Genomic DNA, 22,418 nt, shown 5'->3' with positions numbered 1-22,418 from the left:
GTCACTTCCCCCCGATCGTCACAGCGTCATCGCCATCGACCTCGACGAGCCTGACGTTTACGCGTTCGTCGCGCGAACTCGGAAGGTTCTTCCCGACGAAGTCCGGTCGAATCGGGAGCTCGCGGTGCCCGCGATCGACGAGTGTGGCAAGTCGAACCGCGGCCGGTCGCCCGATGTCGCCCAGGGCATCGAGTGCGGCGCGGATGCTGCGCCCGGAGAACAGCACGTCGTCCACGAGCACGACAGTGCGGCCATTGACACCACCCTCGGGAATCCGTGTTGGCCGGGGCGACCGCGTGGGATTGCGGTGCAGGTCATCCCGATACATCGTGACGTCGAGGTCGCCGACGGGGACTGCGACGCCGCTGAACTGCTCGACGAGGCTGCCGATGCGATGGGCGAGAGTAACACCGCGCGTGGGAATGCCGAGAAAAACCAGATCCTCGGGGCCTTTGTTGGACTCAAGGATCTCGTGCGAGATCCGAGTCAGTGCCCGAGTGATGTCGGCGTGGTGCATCACGATGCGTTCGTGTGCGCTCATACCGCTCCCTTCTCCGCCTCACGGGACGGTGTTAAAGGTTGCTTTCCTGCCAGTCTAGCGCGTGGTGAACCTTGTCCTACGCGGCCGGTACCGTCGCGTCTTTGTGGAGGTCATCCTCGATCTTTGACGCACGAATCGGGTGCCCCTGTGTGCTGAGGCACTTCCCTGAAGCGAGATCCCACTTCCAGTCATGCAGGCTGCACGTGAGCACACCGTCTTCGATCTTGGCTGTCTTCGAAAGATCCGCGCGTAGGTGCGGGCAGCGACGCTGCACGACCCACTCCCCCAGCTCCACGTCCTCCGATACGTCGGACTGCTCCGCGTACCAGTTTTCGACGTACTCGATACGGTCGCGCGAGAGGCACTTAAAGAACGTGTAGATGAACTCGTTGAACTTCCCCACTCGCCCGGCAGTGAACTGCATGGACAAGAAGATCGAGTTCGACCAGTCGATCTCGTGATCGCGGATATTGGTAGAGACGAGATCGGCCGGGATCGTGAACCAGTAGTTCGTCTCCTCGCCCGCGTACTCGCGGACCTTCGCCTTCGGGAAGTCCACAACAAGGTCGAGCTCGCCGATGGTCATGCGCACGGGGCCGCCGACGCCGTCGCGGAAGATGCGCCCACGACGAAGCAGCGGTTCCCACCATGCCTTCAGCTCGGCGAGCATGTCGGCGGGGGCGAGGACGGGTGCGCGGGATGCCACTTCTGCCGCGATCTCGTCTTGTCGCGTATCGCGCTGCTCGGCGAGGTAGTTCCACTTGTCGTCGAAGATGCGGTCGATCTCGGCATCCGAATACAGAGACTGCGTGACCGTGATCTCACCGTGCACCAGTTCCACGACCGTGCCGGGCACGAATTCGTAGCCCTTCTGCTGGGGGCGGAGCTCCTTCATGTGCGCGAGGAACTGACGCTGGTCGGTGAAGATCGCGTCGTCGTGTTCGCCGTATCCGTTGAACCGGAAGAGCTCTTCACGCAGGAACATGGGCGGCCCGGCCATGGGGAAGACGTGCTCGGCATCGACCTTGTCGATGTAGTACATCGCGCGCTTGTTTTGCGCGTCGCGCTTCAGGCCGGCGAAGTTCTGTTTCGCATCTTGCGGCAGGTCGTACACCATCGGCCACCAGATAGCACCGGAGACCTGCGTGAAGTACGCCTCGGGCTTGCTGAAGCTCAGCAGCTTTTCGAGATCGAGAGGGTGGGAGTCGTTCTGGTTCAGGATGCTCGCGGTGCCGTCGTCGACGCTCAGCGACGAGTCGCCGATGGGGCCATCGCTGGGAGCACGGAGCGGAGTGACCATGATCTTCAGGTCCCCGAAGTCGAGGGGAACCCCCGCCTGCGTGTAGATGATGTTCTCGTAACCCAGGGCGCGAATGTCTCGCTCCAGATCATCGGTCGGATAGTCCGGCAACAGGACTTTGATGTCCTTCGGTACGTAGCGATGCATGAGCGCCGGATCGAAGTGATCCCGATGCCGGTGAGAGATATAGAGGAAGTCGGCATTGCCGAAGCGTTCCCAGTCCAGCGCCCGGTTGTCGGGGAACGGGAACCACGAACCGAAGAACGTCGGCCCGATCACGGGATCGCAGAGGATGCTCCCTCCCGCCGTCTCGATGAACATTCCGGCATGGCCGAGGCCCGTGATGCGCATACTCGCTCCTTCCGTGGCAAGTCTACGCGAGGAGCTCACCGATGCCTGGGCGACCAGGCGTAGATCAGGGCTCGAGCAGCCCGCGGATGTCGTCGGCGGTCAGCGCGTGCGAGAACAGCGCATCGTCGTCCATGACAGACCGGAACAAACGTGCCTTGCGCTGTTGCAACGCCATGACCTTCTCTTCGATGGTGTCCGCAGCGATGAGGCGGTATACGAGCACACGCCGAGTCTGACCGATCCGATGCGCGCGATCGACCGCCTGTGCCTCGGCGGCTGGATTCCACCACGGGTCGAGGAGGAAAACATAGTCCGCTTCGGTGAGCGTGAGCCCGAAGCCGCCCGCCTTCAGGCTGATCAAGAAAACGGGTGCTTCACCCGACCGGAATGAGCTGACCGCGCCGTCGCGGTCGGTGGTTGAACCGTCCAGATAGGCGAACGGGATCCCCTGTTCACTCAGCCGATCGGCGACGAGGCGCAGGAACGATGTGAACTGGCTGAACACCAACGTGCGGTGGCCTTCGGCGAGCAGCTCGTCGAGGTGTTCGTACAGCACGCTGAGCTTGCTGGGTGGGATATGAGCGTGCGCCGAGTCGATCAGCTCTGGTGCGAGGCTGAGCATGCGTAAGAGGGTCAACGAGCGGAAGACGATGAACCGATTGCGGTCCAGATCATCCAGCAGCCCGAGCACCTTCTGTCGTTCACGCTGCAAGACCGTGTCATAAATGGCGCGATGCGAAGCGCTCAGTTCGATGCGTACGTGCTGCTCCTGCTTCTCGGGGAGATCCGCGGCGACCAGGTCCTTCGTACGGCGCAACATCAATGGTCGGATGCGCCGCCGCAGCCGCTCCAGGCGACGTTGCCGGTACTCACCGCCCTCGACGTTCGAGGGCACCTTGCCATGCTCGATCGGTCCGATGTAGTCCTCGCGAAACTGGCGTGCCGAGGGAAAGAGACCCGGAGCGGTGAGCGACAACAGCGCCCACAGCTCCGACAGAGAGTTCTCCATTGGGGTGCCGGTGACGGCGAAGGTGACCTCTGCGTTCAGGTCCTTGACCACGCGGTGAGCGCGCGTGTGTGGATTCTTCACGAACTGCGCTTCGTCCAACACGATGACAGACCAGTCGACGGCGACGTACTCCGCCTCGTCGAGGCGCAGCAGCGTGTACGAAGTCACGACGATGTCGGAGACGACGGCAGCCTCGGCTACAGACCGAGAGCGCTTCATCCGGGTCGCACCGATAACGGACACCGCTAATCCGGGAGCGAAGCGTTCGGCCTCCTCGGCCCAGGTCGTCAGCACGGACGTGGGGGCCACGACCAGCACCGGCTTCGCCTCACCCTGCGCGCGGGTGTGGGCAATGAGAGCCAGCATCTGGAGGGTTTTGCCCAACCCCATGTCATCGGCGAGGATGCCTCCCAGCCGGTGCCGCCACAAGAAAGCCAGCCATTCGTAGCCGGCACGTTGGTATGGCCGAAGCTCGGCCGTCAGCGCCGCGGGAACAGGGGTGCTTTCGATGTGCTCGATATCGCGCAATGCATTCGCTGTCGCGCGCCACGACACCGCTGGCTGCGCTTCGTGTGCCAGGTCTTCGAAGTCCGTCCACAGCGCCGTTTGATAGCGATTGATCCGTGGTCCGCTCTCCCATTCATCCAGGCCGCCCGCTTCGTCGATCAACTCTCTCAGCCGGTCAAGCGATGGGTGCTTCAGAGAGAAATAGGCACCATCGCTCAGCAGCATCCGCTTGCGCCCCAACGTGAGAGCGCGAAACAGAGGCGTGAAGGGGATGGTTCTCCCGTCGATGGTGACGATCACGCCGAGGTCGAACCAATCGGCGTCGGCCGATTCGACGGTCGTAATCCGCACTTTGGGGTCCGCGGAGAGTTCGCGGTACAGGGGCCGCTCGCCCCGCAGGACAACAGACACGTCCTCGCACATTTCCAGAGCGGGGAGTGCGTGCGTCGAGAACTCGGCCGCGTCCAACCCGGTCAACGTGCCGTGCCCGCTCACAGGTACCGGCGCCGATTCACTCCAAATTCGGTCGACTTCCGACCGAATGCGTGCCTCGGCTTCGCGGTCCCGCTCATGGGAGTGTGAATCGTCGAACGCGATGCGCGTGTCTGTGCCGTATCTCCACTCGAGACTGTACTCGACCCGGTGGTTCGGGCTGAAGCGGACCGTGACGATGAGCCGAGGGTGGGGCGGCCCGGGCACCTCGATGCCGGACGCGATGACGGCGGTGTGCCGAGCGAGAGCGGGCAAGTGTTCGGTAAGGAACTCTTCGCTATCTTCCGAAGGAATGCGGACCGGCTCGACGGAAGACAACAGCGAGCGAACCGGTCCTGACACGTGTGCCGGGGCGAGGCTCACGTCGATGCGCTCGGCCACCGTGGTCACCGTGTAGACACCCACGGAGCCTATGGGGCGCACGATCGGTGGGATGTCCGTGATCTGTGCATCGGTGTCGTTCGGGACGATCGCGCCGTCGATCGAGAGGCGCACACCTAGGTCTATGCCCGTCGGTGTCCGATCAACGACCATCGCGAGTTCGGCGGTGTCTGCCAGCCGAACCGTCTGCGTCTTCCTTGTGGAAATGATGGGGATGCCCCACGTCTCCGCCGCGCGCAAATGCGGCCACAGCAGGTGCGACTCGATCTCGTCGAGCGTCAGCCACTCGGATGCGTCCGTAAAGCTGCCGAGCGTGCGCACAGTCCGTCCAATGCTGTAGAGCTCGGCGAACCAGCGCGCATGCGCCGGATCGTATGCATGCCCCGGTCTGCGCACGGCGTCCCACGACACGGCTCCCTTGATCCAGGCGTCGCTGCGCGAACTGCGTTCGAGGGGCCGAAGTCCGACGAGCACATCCGCACCAGCGGCAAGCAGGCTTCGTCCTGTGGCTGTCTCAACGAGCGCGGCCGCCCAGGGCGAGCTCAGCTGCTTTCGCCGCTGGCGTAGTTCTACACCCAGAGCGAGGGGGGTGCGTGGCGGCTCATTGCCTGCGGCGAGCACGCGTCGCCAGGAATCCGGGGTCACAGCATCCATCGTCTGTGAGACCCGCGACACTCGGGCCGCGTCAGGACGAGCGAGCGATTCGTGCGAGCACGCCGTGCACGAAGGCGCCCGAGTCGTCTGTGGAGAATTCCTTCGCGAGTTCGACGGCCTCGTCAATGGCTACGGCCGTGGGCACCTCGTCGTTGAAGAGGATCTCCCACACTCCGATCCGCAGTACCGCGCGGTCAACGGCGGGCATGCGCGCCAGAGTCCAGTCCTTCGAGAAGGTGGTGATCTGCTCGTCGATCGCGTCGCGGTTGTCGATGACCCCGTCCACGATGTCCCGGGCATACAGCCAGGACGCCTCTCGAGCCGGCTCGGTGGCTGCTCGCTTCGCTTCGCTGGCGAGCATGACCGCGATGTCTTCCCCGCGGACGTCCGCCTGGAAGAGAATGTCGAGGGCGCGTTTGCGCGCCTTTGTCCGTGCGCTCACGTGATCAGTTCACGCGGCCAAGGTAGTCGCCCGTGCGGGTGTCGACCTTAACCTTGGTGCCCTGCTCGACGAAGAGCGGAACCTGGATCTCGAAGCCGGTCTCAAGGGTGGCTGCCTTCGTGCCGGCCGACGAGCGATCGCCCTGCAGTCCGGGCTCGGTGTAGGTGATCTCGAGAACGACAGAGGCCGGCATTTCCACGTACAGCGGGTTGCCGTTGTTGAGCGCGATCTGTACCTGCTGGTTTTCCAGGAGGAAGTTGGCGGCGTCGCCCACGGTTGCAGCGCCCACCGTGAGCTGGTCGTAGTCGGCGACGTCCATGAAGACGTATCCTTCGCCGTCGTTGTACAGGTAGGTGAAATCGCGGCGATCGACGTTCTCGATATCGATTTTGGCGCCCGCGTTGTACGTGCGATCGACCACCTTGCCCGACACGACGTTCTTCAGCTTGGTGCGGACGAACGCTCCACCCTTGCCGGGCTTCACATGCTGAAACTCCACAACGCTCCAGAGCTGTCCATCGATGCTGAGGACGACGCCGTTCTTGATGTCTGCGGTGGATGCCATGAGGAGAAGAAGTCCGTTCGTGAGAGAAGGGGCCTATGGGCGGCCCGACGAGTCATTCTACGGGATGGCTCGTGGGACCCGTGCGATGGGTCAGTCAGCGGCTTCGATCGCATCGATCAACAGGTCGATGGCCCGGCCGTAACCAGCCACCCCCTGACCAATCACGTGCACGACAGCAACATCACGCACGTACGAGTGATGGCGGAATTCTTCGCGCTCCGTGATGTCCGAGATATGCACCTCAGCGACGGGCAGCGCGACACTGCTGAGCGCGTCTCGTAGCACGACCGAGGTGTGGGTGAGGCCGCCCGGATTGATGACGATGCCGGCACAGGTCAGCCGTGCAGCGTGAATGGCATCGATGAGCACGCCCTCATGGTTTGACTGGATGCTACGCAAGTCGAATCCGCGCGCAGCGGCCGATGCGGTCGCGAGCGCTTCCACGTCATCGAGGGTTTCGGTTCCGTAGATCTCGGGCTGACGCACACCCAGAAGATTGAGGTTGGGGCCGTTGACCAGCAGAAGCGTACCGCGCGCGGGCGAAGAGGGAACAGCCGGTGACATCACCCGCTCACCCTAGCGCTTCGCCCGCACCGGCAGCTCAGGCGCCACCGACCTCTTGATACGCCGCGAAAAGGAGAGACTCGTCGGGCGCTTGCAATACGGTGGGCTTTGCCACGTCATCAAGCACGATGAAGCGCAACATGCCCCCGCGGCTCTTCTTGTCTCGTTGCATCGTGGCCTTCAGTTGGGCCCACGCCCCCGCTCGATAGCTGGTCGGCAGCCCGAGCGATTCGAGGATGTCGCGATGACGCTGGGCTGCGGCATCCGAGAGTCGCCCTGCCAGCCGCGACAGTTCGGCGGCGAACACCATTCCCACGGATATCGCTGCCCCGTGCCGCCACCGATAGCGCTCGGAGTGCTCGATCGCGTGGCCGAGTGTGTGCCCGTAGTTGAGGATCTCGCGTAGTCCCGCCTCGCGCAGATCCTCGCCAACCACGCGCGCCTTCATCTCGATGGCCAACTCGATCGTGCGTCGGAACTCCGGCGTCAGGGGGTCCGTCGCGCGCTCGGGGTCGGCCTCGATGATGTCAAGGATCTCGGGGGCCCAAATGAACCCCGCCTTTACGACCTCGGCGTAGCCGGCGACGAGTTCGTTGCGTGAGAGAGTGTCGAGCAGCGCGAGATCGCACACCACAGCCCGAGGCGCCCAGAATGCGCCCACGAGATTCTTCCCCTCGGCGGTATTCACCCCGGTCTTGCCCCCGATGGCCGCGTCGACCATGCCGAGAACTGTGGTGGGAACCTGCACGACCTCGACCCCGCGCAACCATGTCGCAGCCACGAAGCCCGCAAGGTCGGTCACCGCTCCGCCACCGAAGCCGATCACGACGTCGGTGCGGGTGAAGTCTGCTTGTCCCATCACTTGCCAGCAGAACGCCGCAACCTCGATGCGCTTGCCTTGTTCAGCGTCAGGGATCTCTGCCAGCAAAACGTCACGGCCGTCGGTCAAGGAATCACGAAGCTGTTCGGCCTGAGCAGCGAGTGTCGGCGGGTGGACGATGAGCACCTTGCGTGCCGCCGAGGGCAGGCTATCGGCGACGCGCGCGCGGATGTCTCGCCCGATGATGATGTCGTACTCCGCGTCGCCGGTTACTGAGACTGTCGTGATGTCGCTCATGAATCCTCCGTGTGACTGTCAGACGAGCGCGCCCACTCGACCACAGCGTCGGCCACCGCGGACAGCGGTCCGCGGGACGTATCGAACGTGATGTCGGCGAGGGACTCGTAGAGCGGCGCGCGCGCATGCGCGATCTTCTTCCATTGCTCCACGGCGTCACCCTCGCGCAGAAGGGGTCGCGAGCTTCCGCCAATGCGGCCCGCGATGACGTCATCCGAAACAGTGAGCAACACCACTCGATGATCGCCGAGGTCCCGTTGGGTGTCGCGGTTCAGGACGGCTCCACCCCCGAGCGCGATCACGCCCCCGGCCGACAGAGCGTCAGCGACGGCGAGGCGTTCGAGCCGACGGAAGAGTTCCTCTCCCCCAGATGCGAAGAGATCCGCAATTGCTCCGTGTTCCCGGACGACGAGTGAATCGGTGTCGGTGAACGTCGTTCCCAGAGCCTTGGCGACGCGCTTTCCGATGCTGGTCTTCCCGGCGCCCATGGGGCCGATCAGTACGAGCGCGTCAGAGGTCATCGCCCAGCGCAGGGTCGCTCTCCGCCGTGGTGCGCAGCGTCGCCGGGATGGATGCGAGGTATGAATCCATGTTGCGGCGCGTCTCGCCGATGCTGTCGCCGCCGAACTTCTCGAGAGCTGCTTCTGCGAGGACAATGGCGACCATCGCCTCAGCCACGACACCGGCTGCCGGTACGGCGCAGACATCCGACCGCTGGTGGTGAGCCGAAGCGGTGTCGCCGGTAGCGACGTCGACGGTGCGCAGCGCCTTCGGGACAGTGGCGATCGGCTTCATGCCGGCCCGCACCCGAAGGACGGTGCCGGTCGACATGCCGCCTTCCGTGCCACCTGCGCGATCACTCGAACGCGTGATTCCTTCGCCTGTGACGTGCAGTTCGTCGTGTGCTGCAGATCCGCGTCGCGTGGTGGTGAGGAATCCGTCCCCCACCTCTACGCCCTTGATGGCCTGAATGCTCATGAGTGCCTGCGCGAGCTTGCCGTCGAGTCTGCGGTCCCAGTGAACGTGGGACCCGAGTCCGGGCGGCAGGTTGTAGGCGAGCACCTCGACGATGCCACCCAGGGTGTCACCGGCCTTGCGCGCGTCATCGACCTCGGCAACCATGCGCGCGCTCGTGGCCGCGTCGAAGCAGCGCAGCGGATCAGCGTCCAACGCGGCAACATCCGCAGCCGTCGGCAACGGCGCGTCCTCGGGGGCGCGCACGGGACCGATCGACAGCGTGTGGCTGACGAGGGTGATGCCGAGTTCAGCCAGGAAGCTTCGAGCGATCGCGCCCAGCGCTACACGGGCCGCCGTCTCGCGCGCTGACGCGCGCTCGAGAATGGGCCGTGCTTCGTCGAAGTCGTACTTCTGCATGCCCACGAGGTCGGCATGACCAGGGCGCGGGCGAGTCAGCGCAGCGCCTCGCCCGCGAGACTTCTCAGTCAAGTCGACGGGTTCGGCGCTCATCACCTCCGTCCACTTCGGCCACTCGGTGTTGCCGATGCGCAAAGCGATGGGGCTCCCCAGGGTGCGTCCGTGGACGACGCCGGAAGAGATCGTCAGTTCATCTTGCTCGAACTTCATACGCGACCCCCGACCGTAGCCGAGCTTGCGTCGTTCGAGATCTGCTTGGATGGCGGCGCTGGACACGGGAACCCCCGACGGGAGACCCTCCATGACAGCGATGAGTTCGGGGCCGTGGGATTCGCCGGCCGTCAGCACGCGGAGCATTGCTCTAGTCTCCCACGAGCGCCGCGCGCATGTCGGCGAGCACAGCCTCTTCGTCATCCAACGCAACGCCGCCTTCTCCGTGAACGAAGATCCGCACTTGCAAGAGCGCTTGGTGCAAAAGCATCCCTCGACCCGACGATGCCGAACCACCGGCCGCAATCCATGCGGTGGCGAGCGTAGACGGCCAGTGTCCGTAGACCACGTCAACGAGGTGCCCCGCAGACTCCGCCAACGCGGCGGCATCCGCAGCTGCGACGGCTGCACCCCCGGGCAATGTCGCGACCGTCACCGCAACGGGCTCATAGTCACGCGTCGTGAACGGTTGCCACCGAACGTTCGTACCCAATCGCGCGGCCACCCGCGCCAAGTCGGCAACGGCGGCTTCGCGACGAGCGACGACGTCGATTTGGGTGGCGCCGAGCTCGTTCAAGGCGATCAGGGCTGACATGGCCGTCGCGCCGGCGCCGACGATCCGTGCCTGTGTGACCGACGAAACACCGTCCTCTTCGAGACTGCGACGCAGCCCACCCACGTCGGTGTTGAACGCGTGCGCACCCTCCGAGTCGAATGCCAGGGTGTTGGCGACTCCCGTCAACTCACTGTGTGCATCGCGCGAGTCTGCCGCGTGGAAAGCGAGCGACTTCAGCGGCATCGTCAGCGAGAGTCCGCGCCAGGTGTCGTCACGCTCCGCGAACACCCCCGCGAATGACGCGGCATCCACCCGCCGGCGCTCGTACGTCCATTCCAGACCCAACGCACGATAGGCCGCGGCATGCAATGAGGGCGACTGGCTGTGCGCAATGGGGTCGCCCCACACCGCCAACCGATTGCGCGTGCGCGGCTCGCGGATCAGCACCCGCTGTCCGGGTTGTCTGCGCACCACGACTGCCACTGCGACACTGCCCGGTTGTGGTCGGCGAGGTTCGTGGTGAACACCGTCTCACCGGTGTCGAGGTTGACCGTCACGAAGTACATCCAGTCCCCGTCGGCCGGGTGCATGGCCGAATCGATCGCGACATCACCGGGATTGGCGATGGGTCCGACCGGCAGTCCGGTGTGCACGTACGTGTTCCACGGGTTGTCATCTTCGAGGGCCTCCTGCGACGAGCTCACCGTTCCGTCGTGCATCTCGCCATAGCCGTATTGCGCCGTGGAATCCATCTGCAGCAGCCCGAAGGTTTCCTGGTTGTCAGGCTTTAGCCGGTTCTGGATAACTGTGGAGACCTTCTGCATGTCTTCTTCGTAGCGCGCTTCGCGCTCGATGATCGACGCGATGGTCAGGATTTCCTGGCGGCGGTCCTCAGGGACGCCAGCCGCGTCGAGCGACTGCACGGTGCGATTCACGAGAGTGCCGATCACCTGCTCGGCTGTCACCCCGGGGTCGAACGTGTAGGTCGCGGGAAACAGCCAGCCCTCGAGAGAGTCTGCATCGACGCCGTAGGCCGAGGGGTCCGATACTGCAGCTTCGAAGTCAGCCAGCTCGATCCCGATCCCTTCGGCCAGGATGGGCAGCGACTGGTCGACCGTGAGTCCCTCACGCAGTTGCGCAGAGTTCTCCATTTTGTTCGCCGGGTCTTCGATCGCCGCGAGGGCGGCAGCCGAGCTCATCTGCTGCTGCATCCGGTACACGCCGGGCTGGAAGTTCGGGTTAAGGGCGTTATCGATCAGGTAGTCGTAGAACGCCTCCGGGGTCATCGTGACACCGGCTTCGTACAGCTTCTGCGAAATGGGTGATCCGGTGTCGCCTGCGTCCACGGTCACGAATGCTTCACCCGTCGCGAGACCATCTTCGTAGTCGTTGGGCTCTTCCCACCCCATGACTTCACGGATCTGGTCTTCGTAGGTATTCCAGACCCAGAGTCCGCCTGCAGCGATGCCCCCGAAGATCACCAGCACGACCCCGAGCGCGATCCACCCGCCGATGCGGCGCTTTCGCTTGTCCGTGGGCGGCGGCGGGGCGCCGAGCGCGTCGGTGGTGGTCTCCCCGCTGAAGAGGTCTTCAAGCGTGGGTGTCGCGGTGCGCGCCCCTCCGGGTGCGACGGTTTCGGAGACGTGTGCCGTTCCCCCGCGACGGTAAGACGCGGCGGTGGCCCCGGATGCTCCGGCGAACAGCCACTGGTCCTCAACCGAGAACGGTTGAGTCTCCGGCTGCGCACGATCGGCGGACGACGCCGCCGAGACTTGTCGGGCCTCCGGTGCGGACGACGTCACGCTGTCCGTCGGCGCGGCGCTGGCGCCCTGCGCGGCCGCACGTGCCTCACGACGCGACATGGGTGCGTCTGAGGGCCTTGCGGGCATAGACGCATCGTTCGTTGGATCGTCGGTCATGTCAGGCGGGCTCCTGAGAAAGGGGGGTTCCAGGTGGTCGGCCGGTGCTCTTCTCCACATCGAGAGCCTGTTGCAACAGGACCACCGCCGCGACCTGATCCACAATGTTACGAGACGATCTCTGAGATCTGCCCGAACTCCGCAGGGCCGCGTGCGCGCTCACCGTGCTCAGACGCTCGTCGACCAGTCTTACGGGGAGGTCGGATGCCGCGGCCACACCTGCGGCGAATTCACGCGCATCGGTGGTCGACGGTGTGTCTTCACCCCGCATGTTGAGGGGCAACCCGACCAATATCTCCGTTGCGGCGTGCTCCTGGGCTAGCGAGATCACACGCGCAATCGCCTGGTCGTCACGAGGAACGGTTTCCACGGGGGTGGCGAGAAGGCCGTCGGGATCGCATCGTGCGACGCCGACGCGTGCTCGACCGACATCGACGCCGATGCGAACTCCGCGACGAAACTCGCTCACGCTTCGAGGGCCGCTTTCACGGCATCAAGCGCGGCCGGCAGGGCGGAAGCATCCGTCCCACCACCCTGAGCAACATCGTCGCGACCGCCGCCGCCACCGCCCAGAACACCCGATGCCACCTTGACGAGCGCACCCGCACGTGCCCCAGCGCTGCGAGCGCTTTCGGTCGTGGCGACGATCACCACGGGGCGCTCTCCCACGATCGCGCTGAGAACCACAACTGCTGCACGGTCGTTGAGCCGCTCCCGCACCTGAAGCGCGACGGTGCGCACGTCGTCGGCCGAGGCCACTTCACCGAGCGTGTCGGCAACCACGGTGTACGCCCCTGCGGCTGCGGCCGATGCGACCAGCGCCGGTACTTTGTCGCCCAGCGCCTTCGACTCGAACGCTGCGATTTTCTTCTCGGCCGCCTTGAGGTTTGCCGTGAGTTCGGCAATGCGCGCGGGGAGCTGATCGCGTGGCGTTTTGAGCGTCGTCGTCAGCTGCGAAACGAGCGCCCTCTCGGCCGCAAGCGAACGGAACGCGTCCACACCGACGAGCGCTTCGACTCGTCGGTTGGAGGCGCCGACCGATGACTCCCCCACGAGATTGATGAGTCCCACTTCGGCGCTCGTGGAGACGTGCGTTCCCGCGCACAGCTCGCGCGACCACGGGCCGCCGATGTCGACCATGCGCACCGTGTCGCCGTACTTTTCGCCGAACAGCGCCATTGCGCCGAGGGACTTGGCCTCCTCCAGCGGAAGCACGCGCGTCGTCACTTGCAAGTTGTCGCGCACGGCGTTGTTGGCGATCTCCTCGATCTCGCTCTTGGTTGCGTCAGACAGCGCCTGGCTCCAAGAGAAGTCGAACCGCATGTAGCCCGCCCGGTTGAGTGAGCCTGCCTGGGTCGCAGAGGAGCCGAGCGTGTCTCGCAGCGCAGCGTGTACGAGGTGCGTCGCGGAGTGCGCCTGTTGCGCGGCGCGGCGGTTTACGGCATCCACCACCGTCGTCGCCGGCTGACCGACGCCCACCTCGCCGGCGGTCACCTCTACGGTGTGACTGATGAGCCCGGGGACCGGCTTCTGCACGTCGAGCACTTCGAGTTCGTACCCTGGGCCGACGATGACACCCTTGTCGGCAACCTGTCCGCCGGACTCTGCGTACAGCGCGGTCTCGGCGAGGATGACCTCGGCAATCTGACCCTGTGTCGCACGCTGGGCGGGGTGCCCGTCCACGAGCAACCCGAGCACGCGCGACTCGGTTTCGAGGTCCGAGTAGCCGGTGAACACCGTTTCGCCCTGCGCGCGCAGGTCGCGATAGACGCTCAAATCCGCCAGCGCGCGCTTGCGCGACTTCGCATCGGCCTTGGCGCGCGCCCGCTGCTCCTGCATGAGCGTGTCGAAAGCGGCGCGGTCGACGCTCAGTCCTGCCTCTTCGGCGATCTCGAGGGTGAGGTCGATGGGGAAGCCGTAAGTGTCATGCAGGAGGAACGCTTCCCCGCCGGCGAGCGTTGAACTTCCCTCGTTCTTGGCTGCAGTCAGCGCGTCGTCGAGGATCGCCGAACCCGCCGCAAGCGTGCGCAGGAAGGTCTCCTCCTCGGCGTACGCATATGCCGAGAGGCGTTCGTAGTCATCGGCCACGATGGGATAGGCCTCACGCATGGCATCGCGCGACGCGGTGAAGAGCGCAGGGAAAGTTGCGCCTTCCACACCCAGAAGTCGCATGGAGCGGATCGCACGCCGCATCAAGCGGCGCAAAATATAGCCGCGACCCTCGTTAGAAGGCGTGACGCCGTCGGAGAGCAACATCAGCGACGAGCGCACGTGGTCGGCCACGATGCGGAAGAGAACGTCGTCGTTGTGGTCGGCGCCGTAGGTCTTCCCGGAGAGTTCTACCGCGCGGTCGAGAACAGGACGGACTTGGTCCGTTTCGTACATGTTGTCGACGCCCTGTTTGATGAACGCCACGCGCTCGAGGCCCATGCCCGTGTCGATGTTCTTGTTGGGCAGCTCGCCCATGATGTCGAAGTCGATCTTGGAACGCACGTTGTCGATCGCGTACTGCATGAAGACGAGGTTCCAGATCTCGACGTAGCGATCATCATCTGTGGCCGGGCCGCCATCGATACCGTAGGCCGGCCCACGGTCGAAGAAGATCTCCGAGCACGGGCCGGCAGGGCCGGGAACGCCGGTGCTCCAGTAGTTCGTGTCCTTGCCCAGACGCTGGATGCGCTCCTCGGGCAGGCCCGCAATCTTCTGCCAGAGTCCGAATGCCTCGTCGTCGTCTTCATAGACGGTGACCCAGAGGTCCTGGGGATCGAAGCCGAGCTTGCCGTCGTCCTCGCTACCCGTGAGGAGATCCCACGCATAAGTGATGGCGCCCTCTTTGAAGTAATCACCGAACGACCAGTTGCCGAGCATTTGGAAGAACGTGCCGTGCCGCGGGGTCTTCCCGACCTCTTCGATGTCATTCGTGCGGATGCACTTCTGAACATCCGCAGCACTCGGGTACGGAGCGGGTACGTTACCGCTGAGATACGGGATGAACGGCACCATGCCGGCGACGGTGAACAAAAGGGTCGGGTCATCGCTGACCAGGGAAGCGCTGGGCACGATCGTGTGCCCGTTCTGTTCGAAGTAGTTCAGGTAGCGCTGGGCGATTTCGGCGGTCTTCATCGGGTCCTCAAACACGGTGCGAGCCGCTCCCCGGGGCCGGGGGACGGCTGCGAGATATCAGGCGGGGTCAGTCAGTGATTTTGTCAGCGGCGGTCGCGACGGAATCGACAGCTTCGGATGCCGCAGCGATGGCGGCCTCGGCGGCTCCCGCCGCTGCATCCTTGACATCGTCGACCAAGCCGGTGAAACGTGCCTCCTGCTCGCGGTACGCATCGCCCATTCGGTCCGTGAATTCGCTGATGCGCGCATCCACCTCGGCGAGGAGCTCGTGTCCGCGCGGATCCTTGTTCACCAGGTGCGCGACGACGAATCCTCCGGCGACGCCGGTCAGGAACCACAGCAGTTTCTTCATCTCACCACTTCCTCGCGGCCGCCGGGCGCGGCCGATCTCCATCGTAGGCGGAAACGACGAAGGGCGCCGGGATTCCCCGGCGCCCTTCGTGCGTAACGCGTATGCCTGCCTCAGCGTGCGGCGTAGTACTCGACGACGAGCTGCACGTCGCAAACGACAGGCACCTCGGCACGCTTCGGGCGACGCTCGAGGCGTGCCTGCAGCTTGTCGAGCTCAACCGACAGGTAGCCGGGAACGGGAGGCAGAACCTCAGCGTGGCCACCGGCGGCAGCGACCTGGAACGGCTCGGTGCCTTCGCTCTTCGCCTTGACGTGGATGAGCTGACCCGGCTTGACGCGGAACGACGGGCGGTCGACCGTCTGGCCGTCAACCAGGATGTGACGGTGCACGACGAGCTGGCGCGCCTGTGCCGTGGTGCGGGCGAAGCCCGAGCGCAGAACGAGCGCGTCCAGACGCATCTCGAGCAGCTCGACCAGGTTCTCACCGGTCAGGCCGTCCTTGCGGCGGGCCTCGTTGAACGTGTTGCGCATCTGCTTCTCGCGGATGCCGTACTGCTCGCGCAGACGCTGCTTCTCGCGGAGACGAACGGCGTAGTCGCTGTCCTGCTTGCGCTTGGTGCGGCCGTGCTCGCCCGGAGCGTAGGGACGCTTCTCGAGGTAGCGGGCGGCCTTCGGGGTGAGCGCGACGCCGAGCGCGCGCGAGAGACGGACCTTGCGGCGGTCCTGGGACTTCGTGGTCACGAAGATGTCCTTCCGATGACGTGGCCGCGTCTTTCGCGGCTCACGGACGTATCGCCCGCCCCTGCCAGTCGGCGCGCACGTCGGGGCGAACCGGTGGGGGTAAAGGGGGGTGGGGATGCCTGAAAACTGAGTTTCGAGCCGATCAAGCTTATCAGAGATGATCCGCGTGCAGGTTCGCGTGCCCGCCGTCAGCGCGTGTCGCCCAGGATGCGGCGGATTTTCTCAAGTCGTGCGGCCACATCCCGCTCGTGACCGTGAGAGGTGGGTTCGTAGTAGCGGCGGCCGCGAAGTTCATCCGGCAGATACTGCTGAGCGACGACGCCGATCTCCGTGTCGTGAGGGTACCGGTACCCCTTGCCATGACCGAGGCGCTTCGCCCCGGGATAGTGCGCGTCGCGCAATGGCGGAGGAACGCGTCCGAACCCCCCAGCCCGCACATCTGCGATGGCTTGATCAATGGCAAGGTACGCGGCATTGGATTTTGCCGTCGTCGCGAGATACGCGGTCGCTTCCGCGAGTGGGATGCGCCCCTCCGGCATCCCGATGAACTGCACCGCCTCTGCAGCGGCGACGGCAATCGTGAGCGCCTGCGGATCCGCAAGCCCGATGTCCTCTGCGGCCGAAACGACGAGGCGGCGTGCGATGAAACGCGGGTCCTCCCCCGCTTCAACCATGCGCGCGAGGTAGTGCATCGCGGCGTCGACGTCGGACCCGCGGATCGACTTGATGAACGCGCTGATGACGTCGTAATGCTCATCGCCCTGCCGGTCGTAGCGCAGGAGCGCGCGATCGACCGCCAACGCGACGTGCTCGGCCGTCACGCGCGGGACGCCGTCGGATGCTGCGTCCTCGTCGGCCGGTTCGGCGAGCATCGCAGCTGCTTCGAGCGATGTGAGGGCACGACGCGCATCGCCCGAAGCAAGGCGCACGAGAACATCCCGCGCATCGGCATCAAGCTCGACCGTGCCGTCGAACCCGCGCGGATCCGCCACCGCGCGGTCAAGGAGCATCGCAACATCATCATCGGTGAGGGGGCGCAACGTGAGAAGCAGCGAACGCGAGAGTAGCGGCGAAATCACCGAGAACGATGGGTTCTCCGTCGTCGCCGCGATCAGCACGACCCAACCGTTTTCCACGCCCGGCAGAAGCGCGTCCTGTTGCGCCTTGGTGAAACGGTGAATCTCATCCAGGAAGAGGATCGTGGACTGCTCGTAAAGATCACGCTGAGTCAGCGCTTCCTGCATCACCTCGCGGACGTCGCGCACGCCCGCGGTAACCGCGGACAATTCGACGAAGCGTCGCCCCGACGTGCGCGCGATCGCCTGAGCAAGCGTCGTCTTCCCCGTCCCCGGAGGACCCCACAGGATGACAGATGTCGCCGAGCGAGCCGCTGCATCGGGATTGGCAAGGGTCACCAGTGGTGAACCAGCCCGCAGCAGGTGCGACTGGCCGGCGACCTCATCCAACGATGTGGGACGCATCCGCACGGCGAGCGGAGTTTGTCCCTGGAACAGGGCGGTCGGATGTGCCACGTCATTAGGCTACTGCTCGGAACGGACAGCGGATTGGCTCCGAGAGCATGCGGACCATAAGATCGTCGCGGTCGCACTCCACGTCGGCCCGAGGGAGTAACTGTGGCTGCTGGTGGCAAGAATCGCGACGCACGTGAGCAGCGTGAGCGTGCGCGCCGGTATCAGGCGCGTGCGGCATTCCAGACGGGGTTGCGGACGCGCCGCACGCGCGACAACGTGCTCGCCGGCGTCGTCGGCGGGATCGTCATCGTCGCTGCCTTCGCCGCGCAGAGCGTGTACTTCTCGTTCGGACCAGGAGCCCCCGAACCAGCCCCCACGCCGTCTATGTCGTCCACACCCGCGCCGTCGCCGACCCTCACGGGCACGCCGGCACCCACGGCCACCGAGTCCCCGGCGCCGTAAGTCAACGAAATGCCTCAGTGACGGGCATCCCACGTACTAGGCTTGGGAGCCGTCCATCCCCCACAGGCGGCGTTCGCCGCGATGAGGTGCATCACGTGACTGCCGCAGCAGATTCCACTCCCGAAAACAACGCTCCGTCCGAGGCGGCCCCGCAGTGGGGGCGCGTCGATGAGGACGGCACCGTCTCAGTTCGCGAAGGCGACACCTGGCGCGTTGTCGGTCAGTTCCCGGATGGCTCGCCGGACGAGGCGCTGGCCTACTTCGAGCGCAAGTTTGCCGACCTCGCCAGCGAGGTATCGCTGCTCGAGGTGCGCCATCGGCGTGGTGGCGCCTCCGCATCCGACCTGCGGGCCGCCGCACGCACCGTGAGCGCCAAGTTGCACGAGGCTGCCGCGGTGGGAGATCTGGCCGGACTCGAACAGCGTGTGAGTGCGCTCACCGAGACCCTCGCGGCCGAATCCGAGACCGAGGCCGTTGCCGCGCGCGCGGCAGTGGACGAAGCGGTCAAGGAACGGGAGTTGCTGGTGGCACAGGCCGAAGCTCTTGCCGCGCGTGATCCGAAGTCCGTGCAGTGGAAGCAAGCCACCGCCGAGATGTCAGCGCTCTTCGACCAATGGCAGAGCCACCAACAGAACGGTCCGCGCCTGCCCAAGTCGACCGCTCAGCAGCTGTGGAAGAGATTCCGCGACGCGCGAGCAACCGTTGACAAGCATCGCCGAGAGTTCTACGCCGAACTCGACAGCGCTCACAAGGTCGTGCGGGATCAGAAGTCCCGTTTGGTCGAGCGCGCTGAGGCTCTCGCTCCGAAGGGCGAGGACGGTATCCCCGCCTATCGTGAGCTGCTCGATCAGTGGAAGAGCGCGGGTCGCGCCGGGAAGAAGGCCGACGACGCACTGTGGGCGCGGTTCAAGGCCGCCGGGGATGCGTTGTACGGTGCCCGCATCGAGCGCGAAGCCGCCGAAGCAGAAGCCTCAGTCGAGAAGATCGCCGCCAAGCGGGCTCTTCTCGAAGACGCCAAGGCAGTCAGCGCGGAGCGTGATATTGCCAAGGCGCGCAGCCTGCTCACCGGTATCCAGCGACAGTGGGATGACATCGGCCGCGTGTTCCCGCGTGATGCGGAGCGGGGTCTCGATGATGACCTGCGCAAGATCGAGCAAGCCCTGCGCGCTCGCGAGGACGCCGACTGGAAGAGCAACAATCCCGAGACCAAGGCGCGCGCGAACGACATGACCCGCCAGCTCACCGACGCGATCGACAAGCTCGAGGCCGAGCTCGCGGCTGCGGAGCAGTCGGGCGACAAGCGCGCTATCGCACAGGCGAAGGAAGCGCTCGAGACCCGCAAGTCGTGGCTGAAGGTGCTGGGCGGCTGATCGCCTGAACGCGGCATCGCGGTTTTCCACAGTCTTGCGGAGTCCGCGTCACCGGACTCTGTGATGCGTCAGGATGCCAGGTATGGCATCCCCATTCGTGTACGTCGCTGGCGATCGCCTCACGTTGGCGGAGTTGTGCGCGGCACGGCTCGATGGCGATGTGATCGAACTCGGCGACGCGTACACGCCGACCGATACCGTCGAGACCACATGGTTGCGCGCGGCATCGTTGAGGCCTCTCGCCCCGTCGACCCTCGCCGTGACCCACCTCAGCGCGGCATGGGTGCATGGACTACTGGCAGTACCCCCGCACAGACATACCGTGCAACGGGCGGTGGGACGACGGAGCCAGCGCTTGCCAGACCGGATGTTGATCTATCGAGATCTCGTGGTCGACCACGACTATCTGATGACGATCGCCGACGTCCTCGTCACGACGCCCGCCAAGACGCTGAGTGACCTCTTGCGCGTGCAGGACACCGAGTATCACGCCGCCGCGCGCGGTATCGTCAGAGCCGAACCTGACCTTGCGCGCAAAGCGCGGTCGATCCTGCAGGCGGGCTCACTCCCCTACAAACGAGAGGCGTTGAACCTGTTGGAAGGGTGGGGTGGTACCGGTTACGACGAAGTCACGCGGTAGACGTCGTACACCGCGTCGATGCGGCGGACCGCGTTGAGGACGCGGTCCAGGTGGACGATGTCACCCATCTCGAACACGAACTTGCTGAGGGCAAGGCGGTTGTTGGTCGTGGCGACAGTGGCCGAAAGGATGTTGACGTGGTGCTCGCTGAGCACGCGCGTCACATCGCTGAGAAGCCCCGACCTATCGAGCGCCTCGACCTGAATCTGCACGAGGAACACGCTCTTCGTCGTTGGCGCCCATTCGACGTCGATCAACCGGTCTGGCTCGTCCCGAAGGGCGCGCACGTTCGTGCAGTCCTCGCGGTGGACTGACACACCGCTTCCGCGCGTCACGAAGCCTACGATCTCGTCGCCGGGAACCGGAGTGCAGCATTTGGCGAGCTTGACCAGGATGTCGGGTGCACCGCGGACCAATACCCCGGAATCGCCCGCGCGAGGGGTTCGGGGGCGCCCCACAGGCAAGTCGATAGGACCGGTGGCCGTGTCTTCCTCGGCTCGGACGAGTGCCGTGACCTTCTCGATCACCGACTGGGTGGAGACATGCCCTTCGCCCACTGCGGCGTATAGCGCTGTGACGTCCTCGTACCTCAGCTGATGCGCGACCTCTGAGAACGAATCCTGGCTCATCAGCCGTTGGAGAGGCAGGTTTTGCCGACGCATCGCGCGAGCAATGGCTTCCTTGCCCTGTTCGATCGCCTCGTCGCGGCGCTCCTTCGTGAACCAGCCACGAATCTTGTTGCGCGCCCTCGTACTCTTGACGAAACTCAACCAGTCCTGGCTGGGGCTGGCATCCGGATTCTTCGAGGTAAACACCTCAACGACGTCGCCGCTCTTAAGTTCGGATTCCAGCGGGACGAGTCGCCCGTTGACCTTCGCACCCATGGTGCGGTGCCCAATCTCGGTGTGAACGGCGTACGCGAAGTCGACCGGCGTTGCGCCGGAGGGAAGCCCGATCACGCGCCCCTTCGGCGTAAAGACGTACACCTCTTTCGCGCCGATCTCGAACCGCAGCGAGTCGAGGAACTCACCGGGGTCAGCGGTCTCAGCCTGCCAGTCCGAGATGTGCGCGAGCCACGCCATGTCGTTCTCTTGGGCCTTGGTATCAGGCTTGCCGCCGCTGATGCGCTCTTTGTACTTCCAATGCGCCGCGACGCCATATTCCGCCTGCTGATGCATCTCATGCGTGCGGATCTGAATCTCTACCGTGCGTCCGCCGGGGCCAATGACCGTGGTGTGCAGCGACTGGTAGAGATTGAACTTCGGAGTCGCGATGTAGTCCTTGAATCGCCCGGGCAACGGTGTCCACCGAGCGTGAATTGCACCGAGAACGGCGTAACAATCGCGCACGCTTCCCACCAGGATCCGGATGCCGATGAGATCGTAGATGTCGTCGAACTCGCGACCGCGCACCACCATCTTCTGGTAGACCGAATACAGCTGCTTGGGACGCCCCATCACGCGACCGCGGATGCGCAGTTCCCGTAGGTCAGAGTCGACGGAGTTGATGACGTTCTGCACGTACTCCTCGCGTTGAGGAGTACGTTGCTTCACCAGCGAATCGATCTCGGCGAAGAGCTTCGGATGAAGCACTGCGAACGAGAGATCCTCAAGTTCTGACTTGATCGTCTGGATGCCGAGTCGATGCGCGAGCGGTGCATAGATCTCGAGGGTTTCGGTTGCCTTCTTGCGGGCCTTTTCTGGCGGAACGAAGCCCCACGTGCGTGCGTTATGCAACCGGTCGGCGAGCTTGATGAGAAGAACGCGAATGTCGCGAGACATCGCCACGATCATCTTGCGTACGGTCTCTGCTTGCGCGGACTCCCCGTATTTGACCTTGTCGAGCTTGGTGACTCCGTCAACGAGCATCGCGACTTCGTCGCCGAACTGTTCGGTGAGCGCATCGAGACCGTAGGACGTGTCCTCCACGGTGTCGTGCAGGAGCGCCGCGGCGATGGCCTTGGGCCCAAGTCCGAGCTCGGAGAGGATTTGAGCTACTGCGAGCGGATGCGTGATGTAGGGCTCACCGCTCTGCCGTACCTGCCCGGAGTGAGCCCGATCAGCGACGGCATACGCGCGCTCGATAATTGACAGGTCTCCCTTGGGGTGGTGCGTGCGCACCGTCCTCAAGAGTTGTTCGACGTCGTCTCTGCGCGCAGCTCGGGAAAAAATGCGCGGCACCAGCCGGCGAAGTGATGACTGCTGCGGAACTGACGTGTCGGCCATCAGCATCCCTCCCCTTCGCCGTGGCTCAACATCCTACGCGGCCAACAGACCG

General features: G+C 64.7%; 20 protein-coding genes. 3 read left to right on the top strand and 17 right to left on the bottom strand.

Going from position 1 to position 22,418, the window contains the following annotated elements; genetic code table 11:
• Position 1: 1 nt before the first annotated feature.
• The 16 genes from pyrR to ON062_RS02530 form a co-directional block, all read right to left on the bottom strand.
• Positions 2-541, bottom strand: a complete 540-nt coding sequence (gene pyrR, locus ON062_RS02605) for a bifunctional pyr operon transcriptional regulator/uracil phosphoribosyltransferase PyrR (protein WP_274645572.1) — start codon at positions 539-541, stop codon at positions 2-4.
• A 76-nt stretch (positions 542-617) separates the two neighbouring features.
• Complete coding sequence (locus ON062_RS02600) at positions 618-2,192, bottom strand: Rieske 2Fe-2S domain-containing protein (protein WP_274645571.1); 1,575 nt, start codon at positions 2,190-2,192, stop codon at positions 618-620.
• A 64-nt stretch (positions 2,193-2,256) separates the two neighbouring features.
• Positions 2,257-5,226 carry a DEAD/DEAH box helicase gene (locus tag ON062_RS02595; RefSeq protein ID WP_274645570.1) on the bottom strand — a complete coding sequence of 990 codons (2,970 nt, stop codon included), beginning with the start codon at positions 5,224-5,226 and terminating at the stop codon, positions 2,257-2,259.
• Between the two features lie 40 nt (positions 5,227-5,266).
• Complete coding sequence (gene nusB, locus ON062_RS02590; protein WP_274645569.1) at positions 5,267-5,677, bottom strand: transcription antitermination factor NusB; 411 nt, start codon at positions 5,675-5,677, stop codon at positions 5,267-5,269.
• Between the two features lie 4 nt (positions 5,678-5,681).
• Positions 5,682-6,242 (bottom strand): elongation factor P, encoded by a 561-nt coding sequence (efp, locus tag ON062_RS02585; protein WP_274645568.1) that lies wholly within the window; start codon positions 6,240-6,242, stop codon positions 5,682-5,684.
• 90 nt (positions 6,243-6,332) lie between these two features.
• On the bottom strand, positions 6,333-6,806 hold the full coding sequence (locus ON062_RS02580; RefSeq protein ID WP_274645872.1) for a type II 3-dehydroquinate dehydratase: 474 nt from the start codon (positions 6,804-6,806) through the stop codon (positions 6,333-6,335).
• Between the two features lie 37 nt (positions 6,807-6,843).
• Positions 6,844-7,923 (bottom strand): 3-dehydroquinate synthase, encoded by a 1,080-nt coding sequence (gene aroB, locus ON062_RS02575; RefSeq protein WP_274645567.1) that lies wholly within the window; start codon positions 7,921-7,923, stop codon positions 6,844-6,846.
• Entirely contained in the window at positions 7,920-8,444 is a 525-nt protein-coding gene (locus ON062_RS02570) for a shikimate kinase (protein WP_274645566.1), read from the bottom strand. Before ON062_RS02570 ends, aroB begins: the two co-directional genes overlap by 4 nt.
• Positions 8,434-9,654 carry a chorismate synthase gene (aroC, locus tag ON062_RS02565; RefSeq protein WP_274645565.1) on the bottom strand — a complete coding sequence of 407 codons (1,221 nt, stop codon included), beginning with the start codon at positions 9,652-9,654 and terminating at the stop codon, positions 8,434-8,436. Before aroC ends, ON062_RS02570 begins: the two co-directional genes overlap by 11 nt.
• Before the next feature lie 4 nt (positions 9,655-9,658).
• The gene (locus ON062_RS02560) at positions 9,659-10,546 is read right to left on the bottom strand and encodes a shikimate dehydrogenase (protein ID WP_308209612.1); all 888 of its coding nucleotides are present in this window, start codon (positions 10,544-10,546) and stop codon (positions 9,659-9,661) included.
• Positions 10,504-11,952: an endolytic transglycosylase MltG gene (mltG, locus tag ON062_RS02555; protein WP_274645564.1), complete on the bottom strand. Its 1,449-nt coding sequence runs from the start codon at positions 11,950-11,952 to the stop codon at positions 10,504-10,506. Before mltG ends, ON062_RS02560 begins: the two co-directional genes overlap by 43 nt.
• Positions 11,953-11,983: 31 nt before the next feature.
• Positions 11,984-12,451, bottom strand: coding sequence for a Holliday junction resolvase RuvX (gene ruvX / locus ON062_RS02550; RefSeq protein WP_274645563.1), 468 nt, complete (start codon positions 12,449-12,451; stop codon positions 11,984-11,986).
• Complete coding sequence (gene alaS, locus ON062_RS02545; RefSeq protein ID WP_274645562.1) at positions 12,448-15,105, bottom strand: alanine--tRNA ligase; 2,658 nt, start codon at positions 15,103-15,105, stop codon at positions 12,448-12,450. Before alaS ends, ruvX begins: the two co-directional genes overlap by 4 nt.
• Positions 15,106-15,172: 67 nt before the next feature.
• Positions 15,173-15,457, bottom strand: coding sequence for an ATPase (locus ON062_RS02540; RefSeq protein WP_274645561.1), 285 nt, complete (start codon positions 15,455-15,457; stop codon positions 15,173-15,175).
• Between the two features lie 110 nt (positions 15,458-15,567).
• Positions 15,568-16,197 carry a 30S ribosomal protein S4 gene (gene rpsD / locus ON062_RS02535; protein ID WP_274645560.1) on the bottom strand — a complete coding sequence of 210 codons (630 nt, stop codon included), beginning with the start codon at positions 16,195-16,197 and terminating at the stop codon, positions 15,568-15,570.
• A 188-nt stretch (positions 16,198-16,385) separates the two neighbouring features.
• Positions 16,386-17,729, bottom strand: coding sequence for a replication-associated recombination protein A (locus ON062_RS02530; RefSeq protein ID WP_274645559.1), 1,344 nt, complete (start codon positions 17,727-17,729; stop codon positions 16,386-16,388).
• Positions 17,730-17,831: 102 nt separating this feature from the next.
• On the opposite strand from ON062_RS02530, the gene ON062_RS02525 reads away from it, so the two are divergent.
• From ON062_RS02525 to ON062_RS02515, 3 genes are all read left to right on the top strand, one after another.
• Positions 17,832-18,131, top strand: a complete 300-nt coding sequence (locus tag ON062_RS02525) for a dioxygenase (RefSeq protein WP_274645558.1) — start codon at positions 17,832-17,834, stop codon at positions 18,129-18,131.
• Between the two features lie 95 nt (positions 18,132-18,226).
• Positions 18,227-19,501 carry a DUF349 domain-containing protein gene (locus ON062_RS02520; RefSeq protein WP_274645557.1) on the top strand — a complete coding sequence of 425 codons (1,275 nt, stop codon included), beginning with the start codon at positions 18,227-18,229 and terminating at the stop codon, positions 19,499-19,501.
• An 82-nt stretch (positions 19,502-19,583) separates the two neighbouring features.
• Positions 19,584-20,141, top strand: a complete 558-nt coding sequence (locus ON062_RS02515) for a hypothetical protein (protein ID WP_274645556.1) — start codon at positions 19,584-19,586, stop codon at positions 20,139-20,141.
• Here the strand turns inward: ON062_RS02515 and ON062_RS02510 are convergent.
• Positions 20,120-22,366, bottom strand: a complete 2,247-nt coding sequence (locus ON062_RS02510) for a bifunctional (p)ppGpp synthetase/guanosine-3',5'-bis(diphosphate) 3'-pyrophosphohydrolase (protein ID WP_274645555.1) — start codon at positions 22,364-22,366, stop codon at positions 20,120-20,122. The genes ON062_RS02515 and ON062_RS02510 overlap by 22 nt on opposite strands.
• Between the last annotated feature and the right edge of the window lie 52 nt (positions 22,367-22,418).

The organism is Microbacterium sp. C7(2022), from assembly GCF_028823665.1.
Classification (GTDB): Bacteria; Actinomycetota; Actinomycetes; order Actinomycetales; family Microbacteriaceae; genus Microbacterium.
The sequence above is the reverse complement of the archived record's forward strand: the minus strand, read 5'-3'. Positions and strand labels throughout refer to the sequence as shown.